Origin of the sequence: Nocardioides aquiterrae (assembly GCF_039526625.1) — a bacterium.
GTDB classification, from domain to species: domain Bacteria; phylum Actinomycetota; class Actinomycetes; order Propionibacteriales; family Nocardioidaceae; genus Nocardioides; species Nocardioides aquiterrae.
This window is the reverse complement of the sequence record NZ_BAAAJE010000024.1, coordinates 41,916-60,715: the sequence shown is the minus strand read 5'-3', so window position 1 is coordinate 60,715 and position 18,800 is coordinate 41,916. Positions and strand designations below refer to the sequence as shown.

The window sequence follows — 18,800 nt, the reverse complement described above, 5'->3', positions numbered from 1 at the left end:
CACCGACCCGTCCTCCCCGGCCGAACCTGACCCACACATCAGTCAGGAGATTCGAAGTTTCGGCCGACAACGTCAGGGATTCGCCGACAAGTCCACGCCGTCGCGCCATCCGGACGGCGTCCGGCGCCGAACCACTCCCGTGCGGCGCCGTACCCTCCTCGTGCTGCCCGCGGCCGTGCTGACGGCCGCGGCGGCGTGCGCCCGCGACGACACCCGGGACGACGCCCGCGATGAGAGGAAGCCCGTGAGCACCGAGCGCCACGAGTACGGCGAGGACCCCGCCCAGTACGCCGAGCTGACCCGGCCGGACGGCGAGCCGCAGGGCGTCGCGGTGCTGGTGCACGGCGGGTTCTGGAAGCCGCAGTACGGCATCGAGTACGCGCAGCCGCTGGTGCCCAGCCTCATCGCCCACGGCTGGGCGACCTGGGCGATCGAGTACCGCCGCGGCACCGGCGCCGCGGACACGCTTGCCGACGTGCGCGCCGCGATCGACGCGCTGCCGGTCGAGGCCGGGACGGTCGTCGGCATCGGGCACTCCGCCGGCGGCCACCTCGCGACCTGGGCGGCGGCCGGCGGCGGGTTCACGCACGTGGTCAGCCAGGCCGGCGTGCTCGACCTGCGGGCGGCGTACGAGGAGAACCTCGGCGACGGCGCCGTCGAGCGGTTCCTCGGTCACCCGCCGGGGCCGGCCGACGCGGGCGTCGACCCGATCCGGATGCTGCCCCTCGACGTCCACGTCTGGTGCGTGCACGGCCGCGCCGACGACGTGGTGCCGATCGGCCAGTCGCGGGCGTACGTCGAGGCGGCCGGCGCGGGCGCGACCCTGGTCGAGGTCGCGGGCGACCACTTCACGGTCGTCGACCCCGACTCCGGCGCGTGGGCCCGGACCCTGGAGATCCTCGACCGGCTCTAGAGACGCTCGGCGAGCTTCTCCGCCGCGGTCCGGACCAGGGCCGGGTCGGACACCACGGCCCGCTCCGGCGGCCTGCCGAGGGTCAGCGCGGCGGGCTGGGTCAGCCAGGCCCAGGCGCGCCACGGGTCCATCCGCGCCGCGAGCAGGGGGCCGAGCACGGGCGCGAGCTCGGGACGCAGCTCGCCGTCCGTGCCGAGCTGGAACGCCGGCACGACCGCCCGCTCGTCGACCGGTACGACGAGCAGCCGGTGCTCCGACGCGCCCTTGTGCACCGCGAACCGGGTCGCGTCCACCGACGTGCCGCGCAGCTCGGCCAGCGACTCGTAGGTGTGCCACATGGTGGCGAGCAGCTGGGTGCGCAGCCGCGCCTGCCGGGCGAGCACCACCAGGCCGACGGGTACGGCGTGCTCGGGCTCGTCGCCCACGCTGCGCAGCACCCGCTCCAGCTCCGCGAGCCGCTCGGGGTCGGTCCACACCGCGTGGCCGGCCGCGTCCCGCGTGAAGGTCGGGAGCCCCGCCGCGCCGAGCTGGTCCGCCAGCCCGAGTCCGTCGAGCCACTCCGCGAGCCGGTCGCCGTCGTTCTGCGTCACCGGGGAACTATCTCTCAGGCCGGGAGCCGACCGTCGTCCGGCCCGCGCCGGGCCGGGCTCAGCCCTGCGCGTGCGCGAGCAGCGCGACCTCGTCGGTGATCTGCTGGGTGGTCTGCGCGACGTCGCCGATCGACCGGCGCGCGGTGTCGGCCGCCTCCATCTGGGCGGCCGCGGCCGCCGCGATCGTGGCCTGGGCCCGGGCGACCTCGGCCACGACGACCTCGATCTTCTCGGCGCTGGCGAGGACGTCGCGGGTGCCGGTCTGCACCTCCTTGACGACGCCCTCGATCATCTCGGTGGCCCGCGCCGTCTCGCTGGCGAGCTCCTTGACCTCCCCGGCGACGACCGCGAAGCCGCGCCCGGCCTCGCCGGCCCGGGCCGCCTCGATGGTGGCGTTCAGCGCGAGCAGGTTGGTCTGCTCGGCGATGCCGGTGATCGCGCGCGCGATGTCCGCGATCTGCGCGGCCGAGCCCTCGAGCCGCCGCATCATCGCGTTGGAGTCCGCGACACCGGAGGACGCCGCGTCCGCGGACGTCGCCGCGCCGGCGGCCGTGGTGCCGATCTCGCCGGCGGCGGTGACCACCGAGCTCATCACCGTCTCGGACTCCACGACGGCGACGCGCAGGGTCTCGCCGGCGCGGTTCAGGGCCTCCAGCCGGCGGGTGATGTCGGCCGCCCACTCCTGGCGGGCCACCAGCTCGGCCTCGGCCCGCTCGGCGGTCAGCCGCTGCTCCTCGGCGAGCGCCTCCTGCGCCTCGAGGCGCTGCAGTCGCGTCTCCTCGGCGAGCTGCTGCTCGGCCAGGCGGGCCTGCTCGGCGGTCTCGGTGAACTTCCAGCTGACCGCGAGCGCCACGCACTCGGCGAGCAGCAGGACCGCGTGCAGGAGCGCGAACGGGATGGGGTGCGCCTGGGCCCGCGGGTCGGAGAAGACCATCGTCGCGTCGATCAGGCTCATCCCGATGTGGTGCACCGCGACGATCACGATCGCGAGCAGGAACGGCGTCCACGTCTGGTAGAGCGCGGCGAGCGCGACGGTCACGAAGAAGTGGAGGTGCAGGTCGGTCATCCCGCCCGAGATGTGCACGAGCACGCACGAGCTCAGGATCAGGCCGGCGCTGACCGCCGCCGCCCGGGCCGCCTGGCTCTTGGCCACCTGGCCGATCGCGAGCAGGACGACGATCGCGGCCATCCCGGCGATCGGGACCCAGCCGCAGCCACACCCGTCGGCGCCGGACAGCCCGCCGTCGGGATGCCACCACAGCGCCAGCGAGCCGAGCAACGGCAGGTGGAACAGCAGCACCAGGCTCAGCGCCGTGTGCCGGGTCCGGAACTCCGCCTCCGACAGGGAGGCCCCCCGGGGCAGCCACGTCGATGTCATGCGGGTACCATCGGCGGCGCGCCGCCGCATGTGAGGACCGGTCTAGGCCGCCACCGCCACCGCGCCCGGCGCCTTGTGGCGCTCCCAGAGCGCCGGCCTCGGCACCGCCCGGACCGACCGCGAGAACGTCGGGATGCAGGCGACCAGCGCGCTGAACCCGCCGAGCACGAGGATCGCGGTCTGGCCGCCGACCGTCGAGAGCAGGACGCCCGCGAGCACCGGGGCCAGCGGCATCATCGACCAGGACACGAACTGCGAGGTCGACTGCACCCGCCCGAGCAGCTCCGGCGGCGTCACCGCGATCCGGTAGGACCCGATGCCGGCGTTGCCCGCGGGGTTGAGCAGCATGCCCAGGCCGATCGCGGCCGCGACCACCCAGGGCTGGTTCCAGAACGCCATCGGTACGACGAGCGGCAGGAAGCACCACGCGATCGCGACCGTGAGCCAGCCCGTGGCCAGCCGCTCGATCAGCCAGGGCGCGAGCACCGCGCCGACGATGCCGGCGGACCCGGCGGCGGCCTCGACCAGGCCGATCTGGAACGACCCGAACCCGCCCTCGATCAGCCGCAGGATCGCCACGAAGAACAGCGCGTTCACCGCCAGGTTCGAGAGCCCGCTCCAGATCGTGAGCACCCGGAAGAACGGCCGGGAGACGACGAACCGCACGCCGTCCTTGAGGTCCTGCAGGGGGCGGGGCCGCGGGCCGTCGTACGTCTCGGGCGAGAGGTCGGTGCGGATCCGGCCGAGCTGCACGAACGACACCGCGAAGGTCACCGCGTCGACGGCGAACGGCAGCCACCGCGTGACCGCGTACAGCACGCCGCCGAGCGGGGCGCTGATCAGGGACGCGACGTGCAGGCGGGCCTGGTTCTGGCTGAGCGCGGTCGGCAGGTCCTCGGCCGGGACGACCGTGCGGACCGCCGAGATCTCGGCCGGCGCGAACAGCCCGGCGCCCACGCCGGTCAGCAGCGCGACCGCGAACAGGTGGGGGACGGTGAGCTCGCCGAGGACGCCGGCGACGGCGAGGGAGCCGTACAGCAGCACGCCGCTGCCGCTGGCGACCAGCATGATGCGTCGCCGGTCGTACCGGTCGGCCAGCACGCCCGCGGGGAGCAGGGTGCCGGCGACGCCGAGCAGGTACAGCGCCTCGGACGCCGCCGCGAGCACGGCCGAGCCGGTCATCGCGAACGTGATCAGCGGGAAGACGAACATCGTCATCCGGCTGCCGATCTCCGACACGGTCTGGCCGATCCACAGCGCGGTGAAGTCGTGGTTGCGGGCGAGCGCTCGGCACGACGGCATATGCGCAACATATATTGCGCAATAGTAAGTGCGCAATGGTGCGTGCGGGATTCGCGGTAGGGTGGGCCGGTGACCTACCCCCACCGGAGCCAGGCGGTCCACGACCCCAAGATGCTGCGGGCGATCGCGCACCCGGTGCGCAACCGGATCCTCACCGAGCTGGCCGCCAGCGGCCCGATGCGCGCCGCGGACCTGGCCCGCGAGCTCGACCTGCCGGCCAACCAGATGAGCTTCCACCTGCGGCAGCTCGCGAAGTACGGCCTGGTCGAGGAGGACCCGGACGCCGGCCGCGACAAGCGCGACCGCGTCTGGCGGCCGGTCTCGCCGGACGGGGTCTCGGTCAACCTGACCGAGCTCGAGAAGGAGCCCGGCGGCGCCGCGGCGTCGGCGGTGTTCCGCCAGCACGCCGCGAGCTGGGCCCACCTGGTGGTCGACGCGGCGTACAGCGACGACCGCCGCGACCCGGAGACCTTCCGCACGGTCACCGAGCAGGCCGTGCGGCTCACCCGCGAGGAGGCGGTCGAGCTGGCCGCCGAGCTCGACGCCGTCGTGACCCGGTGGATGGACCGGACCCGCGGCCGCGACCCGGAGCGCCGCACCTACCACTGGCTCTCGGTGCTCCAGCCCTACCCGGGGGACCGCGACTGATGCCCGCCCGGCTCCGCGTCGCCGCGCCGGCCGACGTCGCCGCCGCGTTCGAGAACGGCGACCTGCGGCTGCTCACCAAGCACTTCCTCGCCGTCCTGGAGACGCGCGCGCCCGGCCACTCGGTCGAGGTCCGGGTCCCGCCGTACGCCGCCGTCCAGGTGATCCCCGGCGTCCGCCACACCCGCGGCACGCCCCCGGCCGTGATCGAGATGGACGCCGCCACCTGGGTCGCGCTCGCCACCGGCGAGCTGGCCTGGACCGACGCCGAGGCCGGGGGCCGGGTACGCGCCAGCGGCGAGCGGGCCGATCTCTCGCCGTACCTCCCGCTGACGTAGGTTTCTCCGCATGACGGACGACATCCGCGCACGAGTCCAGGCGGTCCTCCCCGGTCTCCGCCGGGACCTGGAGGACCTGGTCCGGATCGAGTCGGTCAGCGCCGACCCGGCGCGGCACGACGAGGTGCGCCGCAGCGCCGCGGCGGTCGCGGACCTGTTCCGTGCGGAGAGCTTCGACCGGGTCGACATCGTCAGCGTCGAGGGCGGCCTCCCGGCCGTGATCGCGCACAAGGCCGGCCCGGCGGGCGCGCCGACCGTGCTGCTGTACGCCCACCACGACGTGCAGCCCGAGAACGACCACGCGGACTGGGACTCCCCGCCGTTCGAGCCGACCGAGCGCGGCGACCGCCTCTACGGCCGGGGCGCGGCCGACGACAAGGCCGGCATCGCCGCCCACCTCGGCGCGCTGCGGGTCTTCGGCGACGACCTGCCGGTCAGCGTCACGATGTTCATCGAGGGCGAGGAGGAGATCGGCTCCGAGACGCTCTCCGACCTGCTCACGACCTACCAGGAGCGGCTGAAGGCCGACGTCATCGTGATCGCCGACTCCGGCAACTGGGACATCGGCGTGCCGGCCCTGACCACGAGCCTCCGCGGCCTGGTGCGTCTCGACGTGGAGGTCCGCACGCTGACCCACGCCGTGCACTCCGGCATGTGGGGCGGCCTGGTCCCGGACGCCGTGATGACCCTGGCCCGCGTCCTCGCCACGCTGCACGACGACGCCGGCAACGTCGCGATCGAGGGCCTGCACTCCGGCCCGGCCGCCGACGTCGAGTACCCCGAGGAGCGGCTGCGCGCCGAGTCCGGCGCCGCGCCCGGCATCGAGTGGATCGGCACCGGCTCCACCGTCGAGCGGCTCTGGACCAGGCCCGCGCTGAGCATCACCGGCCTGGACGCGCCCAAGGTCGCCGGTGCCAGCAACACCCTCGTCCCGGCCGCCCGCGCGCGCATCTCGATGCGGATCGCCCCCGGCGACACCACCGAGAACGCCCTGGCCTGCCTGGTCCGCCACCTCGAGGCGCACGTCCCGTGGGGCGCGACCCTCACCACCACCGTCGTCGACACCGGTGAGGCGACCCAGATCGACGCCACCGGCCCGGCGTACGACGCCGCGCGCGCGGCGTTCACCGAGGCCTGGGACGGCACCGAGCCGGTCGACATGGGCGTGGGCGGGTCGATCCCGTTCATCGCGGAGTTCCTGGACGCCTTCCCCGAGGCCAGCGTGCTGGTGACCGGCGTCGAGGACCCCGACACCCGCGCGCACGGCGCCAACGAGGGCCTGCACCTGGCCGAGTTCGAGCGGGTCGTGCTGGCCGAGGCGCTGCTGCTGCGCAACCTCGCCTCCTGAGGCCGCTCGCCAGCTTGTAACGCGGTGTTAGAGCATCTATGAACCCGTTGCAACGGGTTCATAGACGTCTCAACACCGCGTTACATCGACGGGGTCGCACCGCGCGGCGGCGACGCACCCCGTCAAGCGGAGGATCTCGTCCGAAATCCCCCCGGAGGCCGTGACGGGCCTCACCCGGGCTCGTTGGGCCGGTATGACGACCGACCTCGGGGCAGCGTCCCTCGGCAGGCGCGCGTTCGTGGGCTACGTGATCGGCGGGACCACGCTGGTCGCCGCCGCCGACCTCGTCCCGGCGCCCGCGCACGCGGTGCCCGGCACGCCGCAGCCGGCCGAGGCCTACGACCTCAACGACATGCTCACCGAGGCGGCGATGCCGACCGCGAACCTGATCACGGTCACGGTCCACGAGGACGGCACCGCCTCCTTCGAGCTGCCTCGCATGGAGGTCGGGCAGGGCGTCACCACCTCCACCGCGATGCTGATCGCCGAGGAGCTGGACATCCCGCTGGCCAAGGTCCGGGTGACGCTCGCCGACGCCCGCCCCGAGCTCGTCTGGAACCAGCTCACCGGTGGCTCCAACACCACGATCTCGACGTACACGCCGATCCGGGTGGCGGCCGCGGTCGCCAAGGGCGCGCTGCTCGAGGCGGCGGCCGTCCAGCTCGGCGACACGGTCGCGAACCTGGTCGCGCGGGGCGGTGTGGTCCAGGCGCCCGACGGGCGCTCGGTGACGTACGGCGAGCTCGCCCGGGCCGCCGCGAGCCGGACCACGCGGCGCGTCGACGTCCGGCTCAAGGACGCCGCTGACTTCCGGGTGGTCGGCACCGGCCAGCCCCGCATCGACGCGCGGGACGCCGTGACCGGCCGCAAGCGGTACGCGACCGACCTGCAGGTCGACGGCGCGCTGCCGACGATGGTCTGCCGGGCGCCCACGCTCAACGGGACGCCGACCAGGCTGCGCAACCAGCGGCAGGTCCTGGCGATGCCGGGCGTGACGGACGTGGCGCTGGTCGACACCGGGGTCGCGGTCCGCGCCGAGACGTTCGGCCAGTGCATCGACGCGGTCCGGGCCATGGACGTGGACTGGGCCGACGGCCCGGTGGCGGGCGAGTCCGACAAGGACATCGTCGCCGAGCTGCGGGCCGCCGAGCAGCCGCTGCCGCCGCTGCCGGACAACCCGCTGGCCGAGACCGTCGAGCTCGACGTCGTCTTCTACTTCCGCAGCAACTCCGCGATGGACACCAACTCCGCGATCGCCGACGTCCGCGACGGCAAGGCGGAGATCTGGTCGGGGCTGAAGTCGCCGATCACCGCCCAGGAGCGGATCGCCGAGGAGCTCGGCCTGAGCCCCGACGCCGTCACCGTGCACGTCGTGCAGGGCGGCGGCTCGTTCGGCCGCCGGCTGTTCTTCGACGGCGCGCTCGAGGCCGCGAAGGTCTCCCAGGCGATGGGCAAGCCCGTGAAGCTGATGTGGCACCGGGCCGACGACGCCCGGGTCGGCCGCGCCCACCCGATGGCGACCAGCCGGGTGCGGGCGGTGCACGCGGGCGGCGAGGTGCTGGCGTTCCAGCAGGCGCACACCAGCGTCGAGACCGACTACCGCCACGGCCTCGGGGAGCTGATGAGCTCGATGGCCGCCGACCTCCCGGCCGGGCTGGGCAACCAGGGCTTCGCCCAGACGGTCTTCGCGCTGACCCAGGAGGTCCCCTACGACTTCGGCGCGATCAGCCAGTCGCTGGTCGAGACCGACGACCGGTTCAACACCGGCAGCATGCGCAACATCTACTCGCCCGACGTCCGCGCCGCGGGCGAGCTCGCCGTCGACCAGCTGGCGGCCGCGATGGGCACGGACCCCTACGAGTTCCGCCGCGCCCAGCTGCGCAACGACCGGGTGCGCGCCGTGCTCGACAAGGTCGCCGAGGTCGGGCGCTGGGGCCGCCCGATGCCGGCCGGTACGGCGCAGGGCATCGCGATCCACAAGGAGTACAAGGGCACCAGCGCGTGCCTGGTCGAGATCGACTGCCGGCCGCGTCAGACCGAGCGGGACATCCCCCACGGCGTCGGCGGTCCCCGGGTCACCAAGGTCGTCTTCGCGGTCGACGTCGGCCTGGTCGTGAACCCGCGCGGGCTGGAGGCCCAGATGCAGGGCGGCATCAACGACGGCATCGCGCTCGCGCTGACCTCGAGCCTGCACCTGCGCGACGGGCACTTCCTCGAGGCCAGCTGGGACAACTACTTCTACACCCGGCAGTGGAACACCCCGCCCGAGGTCGAGGTCGTCGTGATGCCGTCCGACAGCGACCAGCCCGGCGGGGCGGGCGAGGCCGGGGTGGCCGCGACGTTCGCCGCGGTCGCCTGCGCCTACGCCCGCGCGGTCGGCGAGGTGCCGACGTACTTCCCGGTCAACCACCGCGATCCGCTGCGGTTCCGTCCCAAGCCGACCGTGCCCCCGATCCCGCAGTCGCCGACCAACGGCCTGAAGAAGACCTGGTAGCCCCATGCCGAAGCAGACCTTCGTCCTCAACGGCCGCACCGTCACGGTCGACGTCCACCCCGACGTCCGCGTGCTCTGGGTGCTGCGCGACCTGCTCGGCGTGACCGGGCCCAAGTACGGCTGCGGCATCAACGTCTGCAAGGCCTGCACCTCGCACATCAACGGCCGGGCGTTCAACCCCTGCTCGGTGCGGGTCGGCGACCTCGAGGCGACCGACGAGGTGACGACGATCGAGGGGCTCCCGGACACGGTCGGCGCGGACCTGCACCCCATGCAGCAGGCGTGGCTCGACCGCGACGTCGCGCAGTGCGGCTACTGCCAGCCCGGGCAGATCATGGCGGCCGTCGCGCTGGTGCGGAAGGTGCGCCGCGAGGGCCGGTCGATCACCGACGCCGACCTCGACGGCATCCGCAACATCTGCCGCTGCGGCACCTACACGCGGATCCGCGAGGCCATCGCGCAGGGCGAGCGGAGCATGTAGCTACCCGCGCGGCAGCCCGACCCGGAACGTGCTGCCCGCGCCGAGCTCGGACTCGACCTCGATCCGGCCGTGGTAGCGCTCCAGCACGCGCCGCACGATCGCGAGCCCCAGGCCGGTGCCCGGCTTCGCGGTCGCGGCCGGGTCGGCGGAGCGGTAGAACTCCTCGAAGGCCCGGACCTGGTCCTCGGGGGACATGCCGATGCCGTCGTCGGCCACGGTCAGCTCGGCCTCGTCGCCCACGGCGGCGACGGTCACCGTGACGGTGCCGCCCCGCGGGGTGTACTTGAGCGCGTTGCTGACCAGGTTGGTCACGACCTGGTCCAGCTCGCCGTCGTCGCAGCAGGCCACGACCGGGCCCTCCGGTACGACGGTGCGCACCTGGATCCCGAGGGACGCCGCCAGCGCGGCGTTGAGCTCGACGACCTCCCGCACCAGCGCGGCGACGTCGACCCGGCTGCCGACCGCCGGCTCGGACTCGGTGGTGCCGTGCAGCGCGAGCAGCTCGTCGACCACCCGCGCCAGCCGCTCGCCGCCGCGGCGGATCGCGGCGACCGCGGTGCGCGACGACTCGCCGAGGTCCGGGTCGCTTTCCAGGATCTCGGCGTACCCGAGGACCGCGCTGACCGGGTTCTTCAGCTCGTGGGCGACCGTCGCGACCATGCGGCCGCGGTAGTCGGCGATCTGTCGCAGCTCGGTGACCAGCTCGTGCTCGCGGATGGAGCGGCCGACGTCCCGCGCGATATCGAGCACGGTCGCGGCCTCGGTCTCGCTCCACTCCGCGCCGCGGCGGCCGCGGGTCAGGCCGATCACGCCGAAGCAGTCCGGACCGGCGCCGAGCGGCACGAACAGCAGCGACTCCACCCCGACGCCGGCGAGGAACTCCAGGACCATCGCCGCCTGGTCGGCCGCCAGTCCGCGCGGCGTCGGCCGCTCCGGGGCGATGACCGCGACGCACTGCCGCTCCCAGGCGCGCTGGGCGTGGGCGGTCACCAGGGCGCGCACCCCCGCCGGCAGCCGCACGGTCGGTCCGCCGTCGACGTACAACGGACCCTGGCAGCGCCGGTCGGGGCCGATCCGCTGCAACCACAGCGACTCCGCCCGGAAGCCCTTGGTGATCTCGCGGCCGCAGACCGCGAGGATCTCGTCGGCGGACTCGGTGCCGGCCGCCATCCGGACGATGTCGGCGGCGGCGTTCGCGAGACGGACCTGCTCGGCGAGCCGCTCGCGCTCGAGCGCGGTGCGGATGGCCCGGGTGGCCTGCCGGACGTACGCGTCGACGAGCTCCCGCTTCTCCGCGCTCGGGACCATCCCGTCGCGCGGCAGCTCCATGCCGAGGAAGCCGAGGAAGCGGCCGTCGTCGTCCTCGACCGGCGCGACCAGCATGTCCTCGGGGTGCCAGGCCCCGGGCGGCAGGTTGTCGCGGGGCGCGTCGGAGAACCACCCCCACGTCCCGATGTCGAGGACCAGCCGGTCGTGCGGCACGAACTTCAGTGCGCCCCAGTCCTCTGCCGTCTTCAGCTGGTCCAGGAGCGGCTGGGTGGGCGCCAGCGAGTCCAGGAGGGCACGGCGGGCGTCCTCCGGGCCGACCACGACGAGCGTGTGCAGGTAGCCGTCGTCGCGGGCCGCCGAGATGCCGACCAGGTCGAAGCCGACGATCGCGGCCACGCCCTCGGCGATCGCCTGGAGGGCGTCCTTCGACTGGCTGTCCGACCAGCGGGAACCGCGGACCGGACGCACGAAGCCGGCGTCGTCGGGCACGCCCGGAGTCTAGGGCGAGAACCACCCTGGGGGGTGAGATCAGCCCGCGGGGAGGAACACGCGGAACGTGCTGCCCGCGCCGAGCGTCGACTCGATCTCCATCCGGCCGTGGTGCCGGGCGACGACCCGGCTCACGATCGCCAGGCCCAGGCCGGTCCCGGGCTGCGCGACCGCCTCGGGGTTGGAGGAGCGGAAGAACTCCGTGCCGAGCCGGGCGACGTCCTGCTCGGAGATGCCGATGCCCTCGTCGGTGACCGTCAGCAGCACCTCGTCACCGTCCCGCCCGAGCGACACGGTGACCGCGCCGCCGTCCGGGGTGTACTTGACCGCGTTGCTGACCAGGTTCGCGCAGACCCGGTCCAGCTCGGTGGCGTCGCCGGCGGCGACCACCGGCTCCACGGGCTTCTCGACCTGCACGGCCACGCCCTTCTGGGTGGCGGCGACCGTGATCAGGTCGACGACCTCCTCGACGATCCGGTAGAGGTCGACCGGGACCGGGATGAGGGGGTTCTCCGCGTCGCCGACCTTCGAGAGCAGCAGGAGGTCGTCGATCACGCGCACCATCCGCCGGGCCCCGCGATCCATCGCGTGCAGCGAGCTCCGGGTGGTCCCCGAGAAGTCCGGCGACGACTCCAGCATCTCGAGGTGGCCCATCACCGAGGTGAGCGGGTTCTTCAGCTCGTGGGCGACGGTCGCGATCAGCTGGCCCTTGTAGGAGTCCAGTGCCTGGAGCTCCTCGACCAGCTGGTGCTCACGCTCGAACGTGCGGGCGTTGAGGATCGCGCGGCCGAGGTCGTGCCCGATGTCGAGCGCGGCCGTCGCCTCGGCCTCGGTCCAGTCGGGGGCGCCCTCCAGCCGGGTCAGCACCAGGTTGCCGAGGCACTCCGGTCCGGCGCCGAGAGGGGTGAACAGCAGCGAGCCGGCGCCGATCTCCTCCATGAAGGCCTGGATGACCTGGCCCTGGTGCCGGTCGATCGCCGGGCCGAACGGCCGCCGGCCGGGCGCCACCACGACGGGCTCCTGGGCGTCCCACGCGCGGTGCGCGGCGGCCTGGGCGATCTCGACCATCTCCGGGTCGAGCTCGGACGCGCCGCCGGCGGCGCTGTAGATCGTGCCGCGGCCGTCCTGGTCGAAGGTCTGCAGCCACATGCCGTGGGCGCTGAACCCCTCGACCAGGGCCTCGCGGCTGTCCTCCACGATGCGGTCCATCCGCAGCTGCGCGGCCGCCCGGCGCACGATCCGGCGCGCGGTCTCCGCCATCCGCACCTGGTCGGCCAGCGCCTCGCGCTCCAGAGCGACGATCACGGCCTGCCGGGCCTGCTCGGCGTAGGTGTTGAGGACCGCGCGCTGCGCCTCGCCGGGCCGGCGCCCGTCGGCCGGCAGGTCGATCGCCAGGGTGCCCCGGAGGACGCCCTCGTCGTCGTACAGCGGCGCGGTCAGCAGGTCGAGGGGGTGCCACGCGTCGGGGGCGTCGATCGGCTCGATGTCGGGGACCCAGCCCCACTGCTCGAAGACGCCGGGGTCGAGCCGCTCGTGCGGCACGAAGCGGAACAGCCCCCAGTCATCGGCCTTGTCGAGCTCGCGGGACAGCTGGTCGATCGGCGTACGGCGGCCCTGGAGCGACTCGCCCGCCTCGTCGCTGCCCGCGACGGCCATCACCTCGAGCTTGCCGTCGCTGCGGACCACGCTGATGGCGGCGATGCCGAAGCCGGCGACCTTCGTGACGCCCTCGGCGATCAGCTGGAGCGCGTCACGGGAGGGCGCGTCCGACCATCGTGTCGCCCCGCCGGTCTGGGCAGGACGGGCGGTGGTCTCCCGTGACATCGGTCCTCGTTCGGTCTGGTGGCGCGCCCCCCCATGTTACGTCGGCCACGACCGGCGTCATCTGAGGGATGGCGACGACGGACGGGGAATGGGACACCTCGCAGCCACCCCTCTAGACTCTGGACCGTGCCCTTCGTGAGCAACCCCCGCAGGGGTGGGGACGGTCGCCTCACCGCGGCTCTCGACCCCCACGAGCAGGGACCCCAGGACGCCTGTGGCGTGTTCGGGGTCTGGGCCCCGGGCGAGGACGTCGCCAAGCTGACGTACTTCGGCCTCTACGCGCTGCAGCACCGCGGCCAGGAGTCGGCCGGCATCGCGGTCAGCAACGGTCGGCAGATCCTCGTGTACAAGGACATGGGCCTGGTCTCCCAGGTCTTCGACGAGACGACGCTCGCGTCCCTCCACGGGCACCTCGCGATCGGCCACACGCGCTACTCCACGACCGGAGCGAGCACCTGGCAGAACGCCCAGCCGACGTTCCAGCCCACGGCCGACGGCTCGATCGCGCTCGGCCACAACGGCAACCTGATCAACACCCACGAGCTCAAGCAGATGGTCGTGGACCTGCCCGGGCCGGAGGACGAGCTCGAGCTGCACACCCGGCCGGTCGAGACCTCCACCAACGACACCGGCCTGGTCACCGCGCTGCTCGCGCACCACCCGGACACCACGCTGGAGCAGCGGGCCCTGGAGGTGCTGCCGAAGCTCGAGGGCGCGTTCTGCTTCGTCTGGATGAACGAGAACACCCTCTACGCCGCCCGCGACCCGCAGGGCATCCGGCCGCTGGTCCTCGGCCGCCTCGAGCGCGGGTGGGTCGTCGCGAGCGAGGACGCCGCGCTCGCGACCATCGGCGCCAGCGTGGTCCGAGAGGTCGAGCCCGGCGAGATGGTCGTCATCGACGAGAACGGCCTGCGCACGCACCGGTTCGCAGAGCCGGCGCCCAAGGGCTGCGTGTTCGAGTACGTCTACCTCGCCCGCCCGGACGCGACCATCAGCGGCCGCAGCGTCCACGAGGCGCGGGTCGAGATGGGCCGCCGGCTGGCGCGCGAGTTCCCGGTCGAGGCGGACCTGGTGATGCCGGTGCCCGAGTCGGGCACGCCGGCCGCCGCGGGGTACGCCGAGGAGAGCGGCATCCCGTTCGGCCAGGGATTCGTCAAGAACGCCTACGTCGGCCGGACGTTCATCCAGCCCAGCCAGACGCTGCGCCAGCTCGGCATCCGGCTGAAGCTCAACGCGTTGGAGCACATGATCCGCGGCCGGAGGATCGTGGTCGTCGACGACTCGATCGTGCGCGGCAACACCCAGCGCGCCCAGGTCCGGATGCTCCGCGAGGCCGGGGCGCTCGAGGTGCACGTGCGGATCAGCAGCCCGCCGGTGAAGTGGCCGTGCTTCTACGGCATCGACTTCGCCACCCGCGCCGAGCTGATCGCCAACGGCCTCGACGTCGACGAGATCGCGGCGAGCATCGGCGCCGACAGCCTCGGCTACATCTCGCTGGACGGCATGATCGAGGCGACCGGCCAGCCGGAGGAGCGGCTCTGCCGGGCCTGCTTCACCGGCGAGTACCCGATCCCGCTGCCCGACGAGAGCCTGCTCGGGAAGCACCTGCTCGAGAGCTCGATCCAGGCGCCGACGTACGGCAAGGCGCTCCCCGTTCTCAACAACCCGTAGGAGTTCCGTGTCCGACGCTGGAACGAGCAACGCGTACGCCGCCGCCGGGGTCTCCATCGAGGCGGGCGACAAGGCCGTCGAGCTGATGAAGGTCTGGATCGACAAGGCGCGGCGGCCGGAGATGATCGGCGGGATCGGCGGGTTCGCCGGCCTGTTCGACGCCTCGGCGCTGAAGTCCTACGAGCGCCCGCTGCTCGCGACGTCGGCCGACGGGGTCGGAACCAAGGTCGCGATCGCGCAGGCGCTCGACCGGCACGACACGATCGGTTTCGACCTGGTCGGGATGCTCGTCGACGACCTGGTGGTGTGCGGGGCCGAGCCGCTGTTCCTGACCGACTACATCGCGACCGGCCGCGTCGTGCCCGAGCGGGTCGCGGCGATCGTCAAGGGCATCGCCGAGGCGTGCGTGGCAGCCGGGTGCGCCCTGCTCGGGGGCGAGACGGCCGAGCACCCGGGCCTGCTCGGCGAGGACGAGTACGACGTCGCGGGCTCCACCACCGGCGTCGTCGAGGCCGACCGGCTCCTGGGCCCGGGCCGGGTCCGGCCGGGTGACGTCGTGGTCGCGATGGAGTCCTCCGGCCTGCACTCGAACGGCTACTCGCTGGTGCGGCACGTGCTGCTCACGCCCGCCGGCTGGTCGCTGGACCGCCACGTCGACGAGCTCGGCCGGACGCTCGGCGAGGAGCTGCTGGAGCCCACCCGGATCTACGCCCGCGCCTGCCTGGCGCTCGCCGACCGCACCCGCACGCACGCCATGTCCCACATCACCGGCGGCGGGCTGGCGGCGAACCTGGAGCGGGTGCTGCCGGTCGAGCTGGCCGCGACGATCGACCGCACGACCTGGTCGCCCCAGCCGGTGTTCGACCTGGTCCGCCGGGTCGGCGCGGTGCCGCAGCCGGACCTCGAGATGACGCTGAACTGCGGGGTCGGCATGGTCGCCCTCACCCACCCCGACGACGCCGACGCGGCGATCGCCGTCCTGGCCGAGCACGGCGTCCGGTCGTGGGTCGCGGGGGAGGTCACGCCGGCCACGGACCGCGGCGGCGCGGTCACCCTGGTGAATCAGCACCCGTCTTGGTGAGATTCCGGTAATCCGATGTGCGGGAACAGCCACCCAGCAGGTAGCGTTGCGCCCACGAGAACTCTTTGAGACAGCCCGGGAGCCACAGCGCTCCCGGCCGAGTGGGCGAGGGGGCTGACCCTATGGGGCGCGGCCGAGCGAAAGCCAAGCAGACGAAGGTCGCCCGCGACCTGAAGTACCGCACTCACGAGACGGACTTCGGGGCGCTGGCCAACGAACTGCACGGGCAGACCGGCAAGGACGACACCGACCAGCTCGAGCCGGACGAGCTCGACAAGTGGTCGGACTACTCCGAACCCTCTCGCGACTGACTCTTTCCCGCGCATCCGGGCACGTTCCCACATCGCGTCGGTCGCGGGTTTCGGCTGCTGGCAGCCGATCCCCGCACGACACGCCGGGCGGCGTCGGCGTGTCGTGCGGGTTTTGGCTGCTGACAGCCGAACCCGGCAGGCTCAGCGTGTGGGAACCCACATCCCGCGCAGCCGGCTGACTTCGCGCATCCGGCGCTCGGCGAGCCGGTCCGCGGCGATCGCCGGGGGCACGCCCTCGGAGGCGGCCAGCTCGAACACCATCAGCGTGGTGTCGAAGATGGCCGCGGCGCGCTGCTGGGCGCGCTCGAACGAGAAGCCCTCGAGTTCGTCCGCGACCTGGATCAGCCCGCCGGCGTTCACGCAGTAGTCGGGCGCGTAGAGGATGCCGCGCTCCTCGAGCATCTTCTCGATGCCCGGGTGCGCGAGCTGGTTGTTGGCGGCGCCGCAGACGATGCGGGCGGACAGCACCTCGACGACCTCGTCGGTGAGCGCGCCGCCGAGCGCGCACGGCGCGTAGACGTCGAGCCCGCCGGCGACCAGCGCCTCGGCCGACTCGACGACGCGGACGGCGGGGAGCTCGGAGCGCACCAGCTCGACCGCGGCCGGGTCCACGTCCGTGACGACCACCGAGGCGCCGGCCTCGACCAGGTGCCGGACCAGGTGGTGCCCGACCTTGCCGACCCCGGCGACGCCGACCGTGCGGCCCTCCAGCGACGGGCCGCCCCACGCGACCGTCGCGGCCGCGCGCATCCCCTGGAACACGCCGTACGCCGTCAGCACCGAGCTGTCGCCGGCGCCGCCGTGCGCGACCGTGCGGCCGGTGACGTAGGAGCACTCGCGGGCGATCACGTCCATGTCCGAGGAGTTCGTGCCGACGTCGCACGCCGTGTAGTAGCGGCCGCCCAGCGACTGCACGTGCCGGCCGTACGCCCGCAGCAACGGCTCCGACTTCGCCGTCCTCGGGTCGCCGATGATCACGGCCTTGCCGCCGCCGAGGTCGAGCCCGGCGAGCGCGGCCTTGTAGGACATGCCGCGCGAGAGGTTCAAGACGTCGGCCACCGCGTCCGCGGTGGACGCGTACGGGTGGAACCGGGTGCCGCCGAGGGCGGGACCGAGGGCGGTCGAGTGGATCGCGATCACGGCCTTCAGGCCGGTGCCGGGGTCGTTCGCGAAGACGACCTGCTCGTGCTCGGGACCCAGGTCGAAGACGTCGACAGGGTGGGACGCAGACATGGATGGTCCTGCTTTCTGGTGTCGGCCACGGGGTGGTGTGGCGGTCCGCGGGCACGGCAGGGGTGGCGCCGTGTCCTGCGTCACACGTTAGTCCGTCGTGGCGCCGGGGGAGCGCCGGGCGGGGAGTTTCCGTTCAATTGAACGGCCAGCCTGGGTCTACCGGCGGGTAACGGAGGCTCGCCGTTCAATTGCGCAGAAGCGGCCGGCTCTAGTCCTCCGGCACCGACCGCGCGAAGACGAGGTCCCCGTGCGTCCCGTAGCCGGCGAGGTTCCCGCCCGACCGGCGCCCGTTGAAGCCGACCAGCAGCCACCGGTCGCCGTCCGGCACCAGCGTCGGCCACGGGATGTTCGAGGGGTACGGCGCGCGCAGCTCGCCGGCCGGCGCCATCGACAGGTCGAAGACGGGGTAGCGCCGGGCCCTGCCGTCGCTGGCCAGCACCCGCCACTGCCCGTCGAGCATCGCGAGCGTCGTGCCCTCGGTCTGGGTCAGGTCGGACGCGGCGCCGAGCAGGGACAGCCGGTCCAGCGACGGGCCGCCCGCCAGCGCCGGGTGGAACCGGAAGAACCTCGTCGCGCTGACGAACCCGACCAGCCAGCCGTCGTCGACCCGGACCAGGTGCGGGTCCCAGACGCCGACCGACCGCAGCCCGTCGACCGGCAGCGGGAGCGGCTCGGTGTCGAGCAGGTGCACGCCGGAGAGCAGGTCGGCGGTCGTCCGGGCCAGCGTCACGCCGACCCTCGGTGCGCGCGGGTCGAAGTCGCCCCAGGTGCTGGTCGCCACCAGCCAGCCGTCGCCGTCGCCCCCCGAGGTCCGGAGCACGTGGACCGCGTGGTCGCCGTACGCGCCGGCCCGGTCGGGGCGGCGGAAGAACAGGTCGGACAGGTGGGTGACCGCGAGCGTCGCGGGGTCGAGCTCCCACAGCGAGGTGTGCGCGGTGTCGAAGAACCCGGGGCCGGCGCTGGTCGCGGACAGAACCACCCGGTCCGCGACGCCGGACACCAGCCGGACGTCGCGCAGGCCGAGCTGCCCGAACCGGCCCGCGACCGGCGCGTCGGTCTCCAGGCGGGCGAGCCACGCGGACGAGCGGGTGTCGATCCGGTCGCGCAGGTCGACCCGGCCGCGGGCGATCCACGGCCCAGGACCGCGGGTGAGCACGGTCGCGTGCGTGCCGGTCAGCGCCAGGCCCACCTCGCGCGCGCCGTCGACCCGCGCGTACCGCCGGGACCGGTGCCGCGTCGTGCGGCCGCCGCTGGTCACCTCCAGCCAGGCCGCGTCGCCGTCGTACCGCCCGACCAGCTCGTCCGGACCCGACGCCAACGTCACCGAGGCGGGGCCGACGGCGGCGGCGTACGGCGCCACCACCTCGGCCAGCGACGAGCCGGGCACCACCAGCTCGACCGGGCGTCGTCGCCCGACCCGCTCGAAGATCACG

Annotated in this window: 16 protein-coding genes; 9 read left to right on the top strand and 7 right to left on the bottom strand. The window is 73.6% G+C overall.

Features of this window, described 5'->3' with window-relative positions:
• Nucleotides 1-139 precede the first annotated feature (139 nt).
• Entirely contained in the window at nt 140-913 is a 774-nt protein-coding gene (locus ABD086_RS20135) for an alpha/beta hydrolase family protein (RefSeq protein WP_343909525.1), read from the top strand.
• Here the strand turns inward: ABD086_RS20135 and ABD086_RS20130 are convergent.
• From ABD086_RS20130 to ABD086_RS20120, 3 genes are all read right to left on the bottom strand, one after another.
• Nucleotides 910-1,503 (bottom strand): hypothetical protein, encoded by a 594-nt coding sequence (locus tag ABD086_RS20130; RefSeq protein WP_343909523.1) that lies wholly within the window; start codon nt 1,501-1,503, stop codon nt 910-912. The genes ABD086_RS20135 and ABD086_RS20130 overlap by 4 nt on opposite strands.
• Nucleotides 1,504-1,561: 58 nt before the next feature.
• A complete protein-coding gene (locus tag ABD086_RS25355) occupies nt 1,562-2,095 on the bottom strand; it encodes a methyl-accepting chemotaxis protein (protein WP_425571665.1) in 534 nt (177 codons plus the stop codon).
• Nucleotides 2,096-2,923: 828 nt separating this feature from the next.
• Nucleotides 2,924-4,183, bottom strand: a complete 1,260-nt coding sequence (locus ABD086_RS20120; RefSeq protein WP_343909519.1) for an MFS transporter — start codon at nt 4,181-4,183, stop codon at nt 2,924-2,926.
• Between the two features lie 69 nt (nt 4,184-4,252).
• On the opposite strand from ABD086_RS20120, the gene ABD086_RS20115 reads away from it, so the two are divergent.
• From ABD086_RS20115 to ABD086_RS20095, 5 genes are all read left to right on the top strand, one after another.
• A complete protein-coding gene (locus ABD086_RS20115) occupies nt 4,253-4,831 on the top strand; it encodes a helix-turn-helix domain-containing protein (protein ID WP_343909517.1) in 579 nt (192 codons plus the stop codon).
• On the top strand, nt 4,831-5,166 hold the full coding sequence (locus tag ABD086_RS20110) for a sterol carrier family protein (RefSeq protein ID WP_343909515.1): 336 nt from the start codon (nt 4,831-4,833) through the stop codon (nt 5,164-5,166). Before ABD086_RS20115 ends, ABD086_RS20110 begins: the two co-directional genes overlap by 1 nt.
• A 10-nt stretch (nt 5,167-5,176) precedes the next feature.
• Entirely contained in the window at nt 5,177-6,514 is a 1,338-nt protein-coding gene (locus ABD086_RS20105) for a dipeptidase (RefSeq protein WP_343909513.1), read from the top strand.
• Nucleotides 6,515-6,707: 193 nt separating this feature from the next.
• Entirely contained in the window at nt 6,708-9,008 is a 2,301-nt protein-coding gene (locus tag ABD086_RS20100; RefSeq protein ID WP_343909511.1) for a molybdopterin cofactor-binding domain-containing protein, read from the top strand.
• A gap of 4 nt (nt 9,009-9,012) precedes the next feature.
• Entirely contained in the window at nt 9,013-9,489 is a 477-nt protein-coding gene (locus tag ABD086_RS20095) for a (2Fe-2S)-binding protein (protein ID WP_343909509.1), read from the top strand.
• Here ABD086_RS20095 and ABD086_RS20090 read toward each other — a convergent pair whose 3' ends face one another.
• Entirely contained in the window at nt 9,490-11,247 is a 1,758-nt protein-coding gene (locus ABD086_RS20090; protein WP_343909507.1) for a sensor histidine kinase, read from the bottom strand.
• Between the two features lie 39 nt (nt 11,248-11,286).
• Nucleotides 11,287-13,071, bottom strand: coding sequence for an ATP-binding protein (locus ABD086_RS20085; RefSeq protein WP_343909505.1), 1,785 nt, complete (start codon nt 13,069-13,071; stop codon nt 11,287-11,289).
• Nucleotides 13,072-13,197: 126 nt separating this feature from the next.
• Between ABD086_RS20085 and purF the strand changes: the two genes are divergently transcribed.
• The 3 genes from purF (at nt 13,198) to ABD086_RS20070 (ending at nt 16,134) form a co-directional block, all read left to right on the top strand.
• On the top strand, nt 13,198-14,742 hold the full coding sequence (purF, locus tag ABD086_RS20080) for an amidophosphoribosyltransferase (protein WP_343909503.1): 1,545 nt from the start codon (nt 13,198-13,200) through the stop codon (nt 14,740-14,742).
• Between the two features lie 7 nt (nt 14,743-14,749).
• Complete coding sequence (gene purM / locus ABD086_RS20075) at nt 14,750-15,823, top strand: phosphoribosylformylglycinamidine cyclo-ligase (protein ID WP_343909501.1); 1,074 nt, start codon at nt 14,750-14,752, stop codon at nt 15,821-15,823.
• 122 nt (nt 15,824-15,945) lie between these two features.
• Nucleotides 15,946-16,134, top strand: coding sequence for a DUF3073 domain-containing protein (locus tag ABD086_RS20070; RefSeq protein ID WP_343909499.1), 189 nt, complete (start codon nt 15,946-15,948; stop codon nt 16,132-16,134).
• A 141-nt stretch (nt 16,135-16,275) separates the two neighbouring features.
• Here the strand turns inward: ABD086_RS20070 and ABD086_RS20065 are convergent, their stop codons facing one another.
• A complete protein-coding gene (locus ABD086_RS20065) occupies nt 16,276-17,367 on the bottom strand; it encodes a Glu/Leu/Phe/Val family dehydrogenase (RefSeq protein WP_343909497.1) in 1,092 nt (363 codons plus the stop codon).
• A 208-nt stretch (nt 17,368-17,575) separates the two neighbouring features.
• Entirely contained in the window at nt 17,576-18,799 is a 1,224-nt protein-coding gene (locus ABD086_RS20060) for a hypothetical protein (protein ID WP_343909495.1), read from the bottom strand.
• Nucleotide 18,800 lies beyond the last annotated feature (1 nt).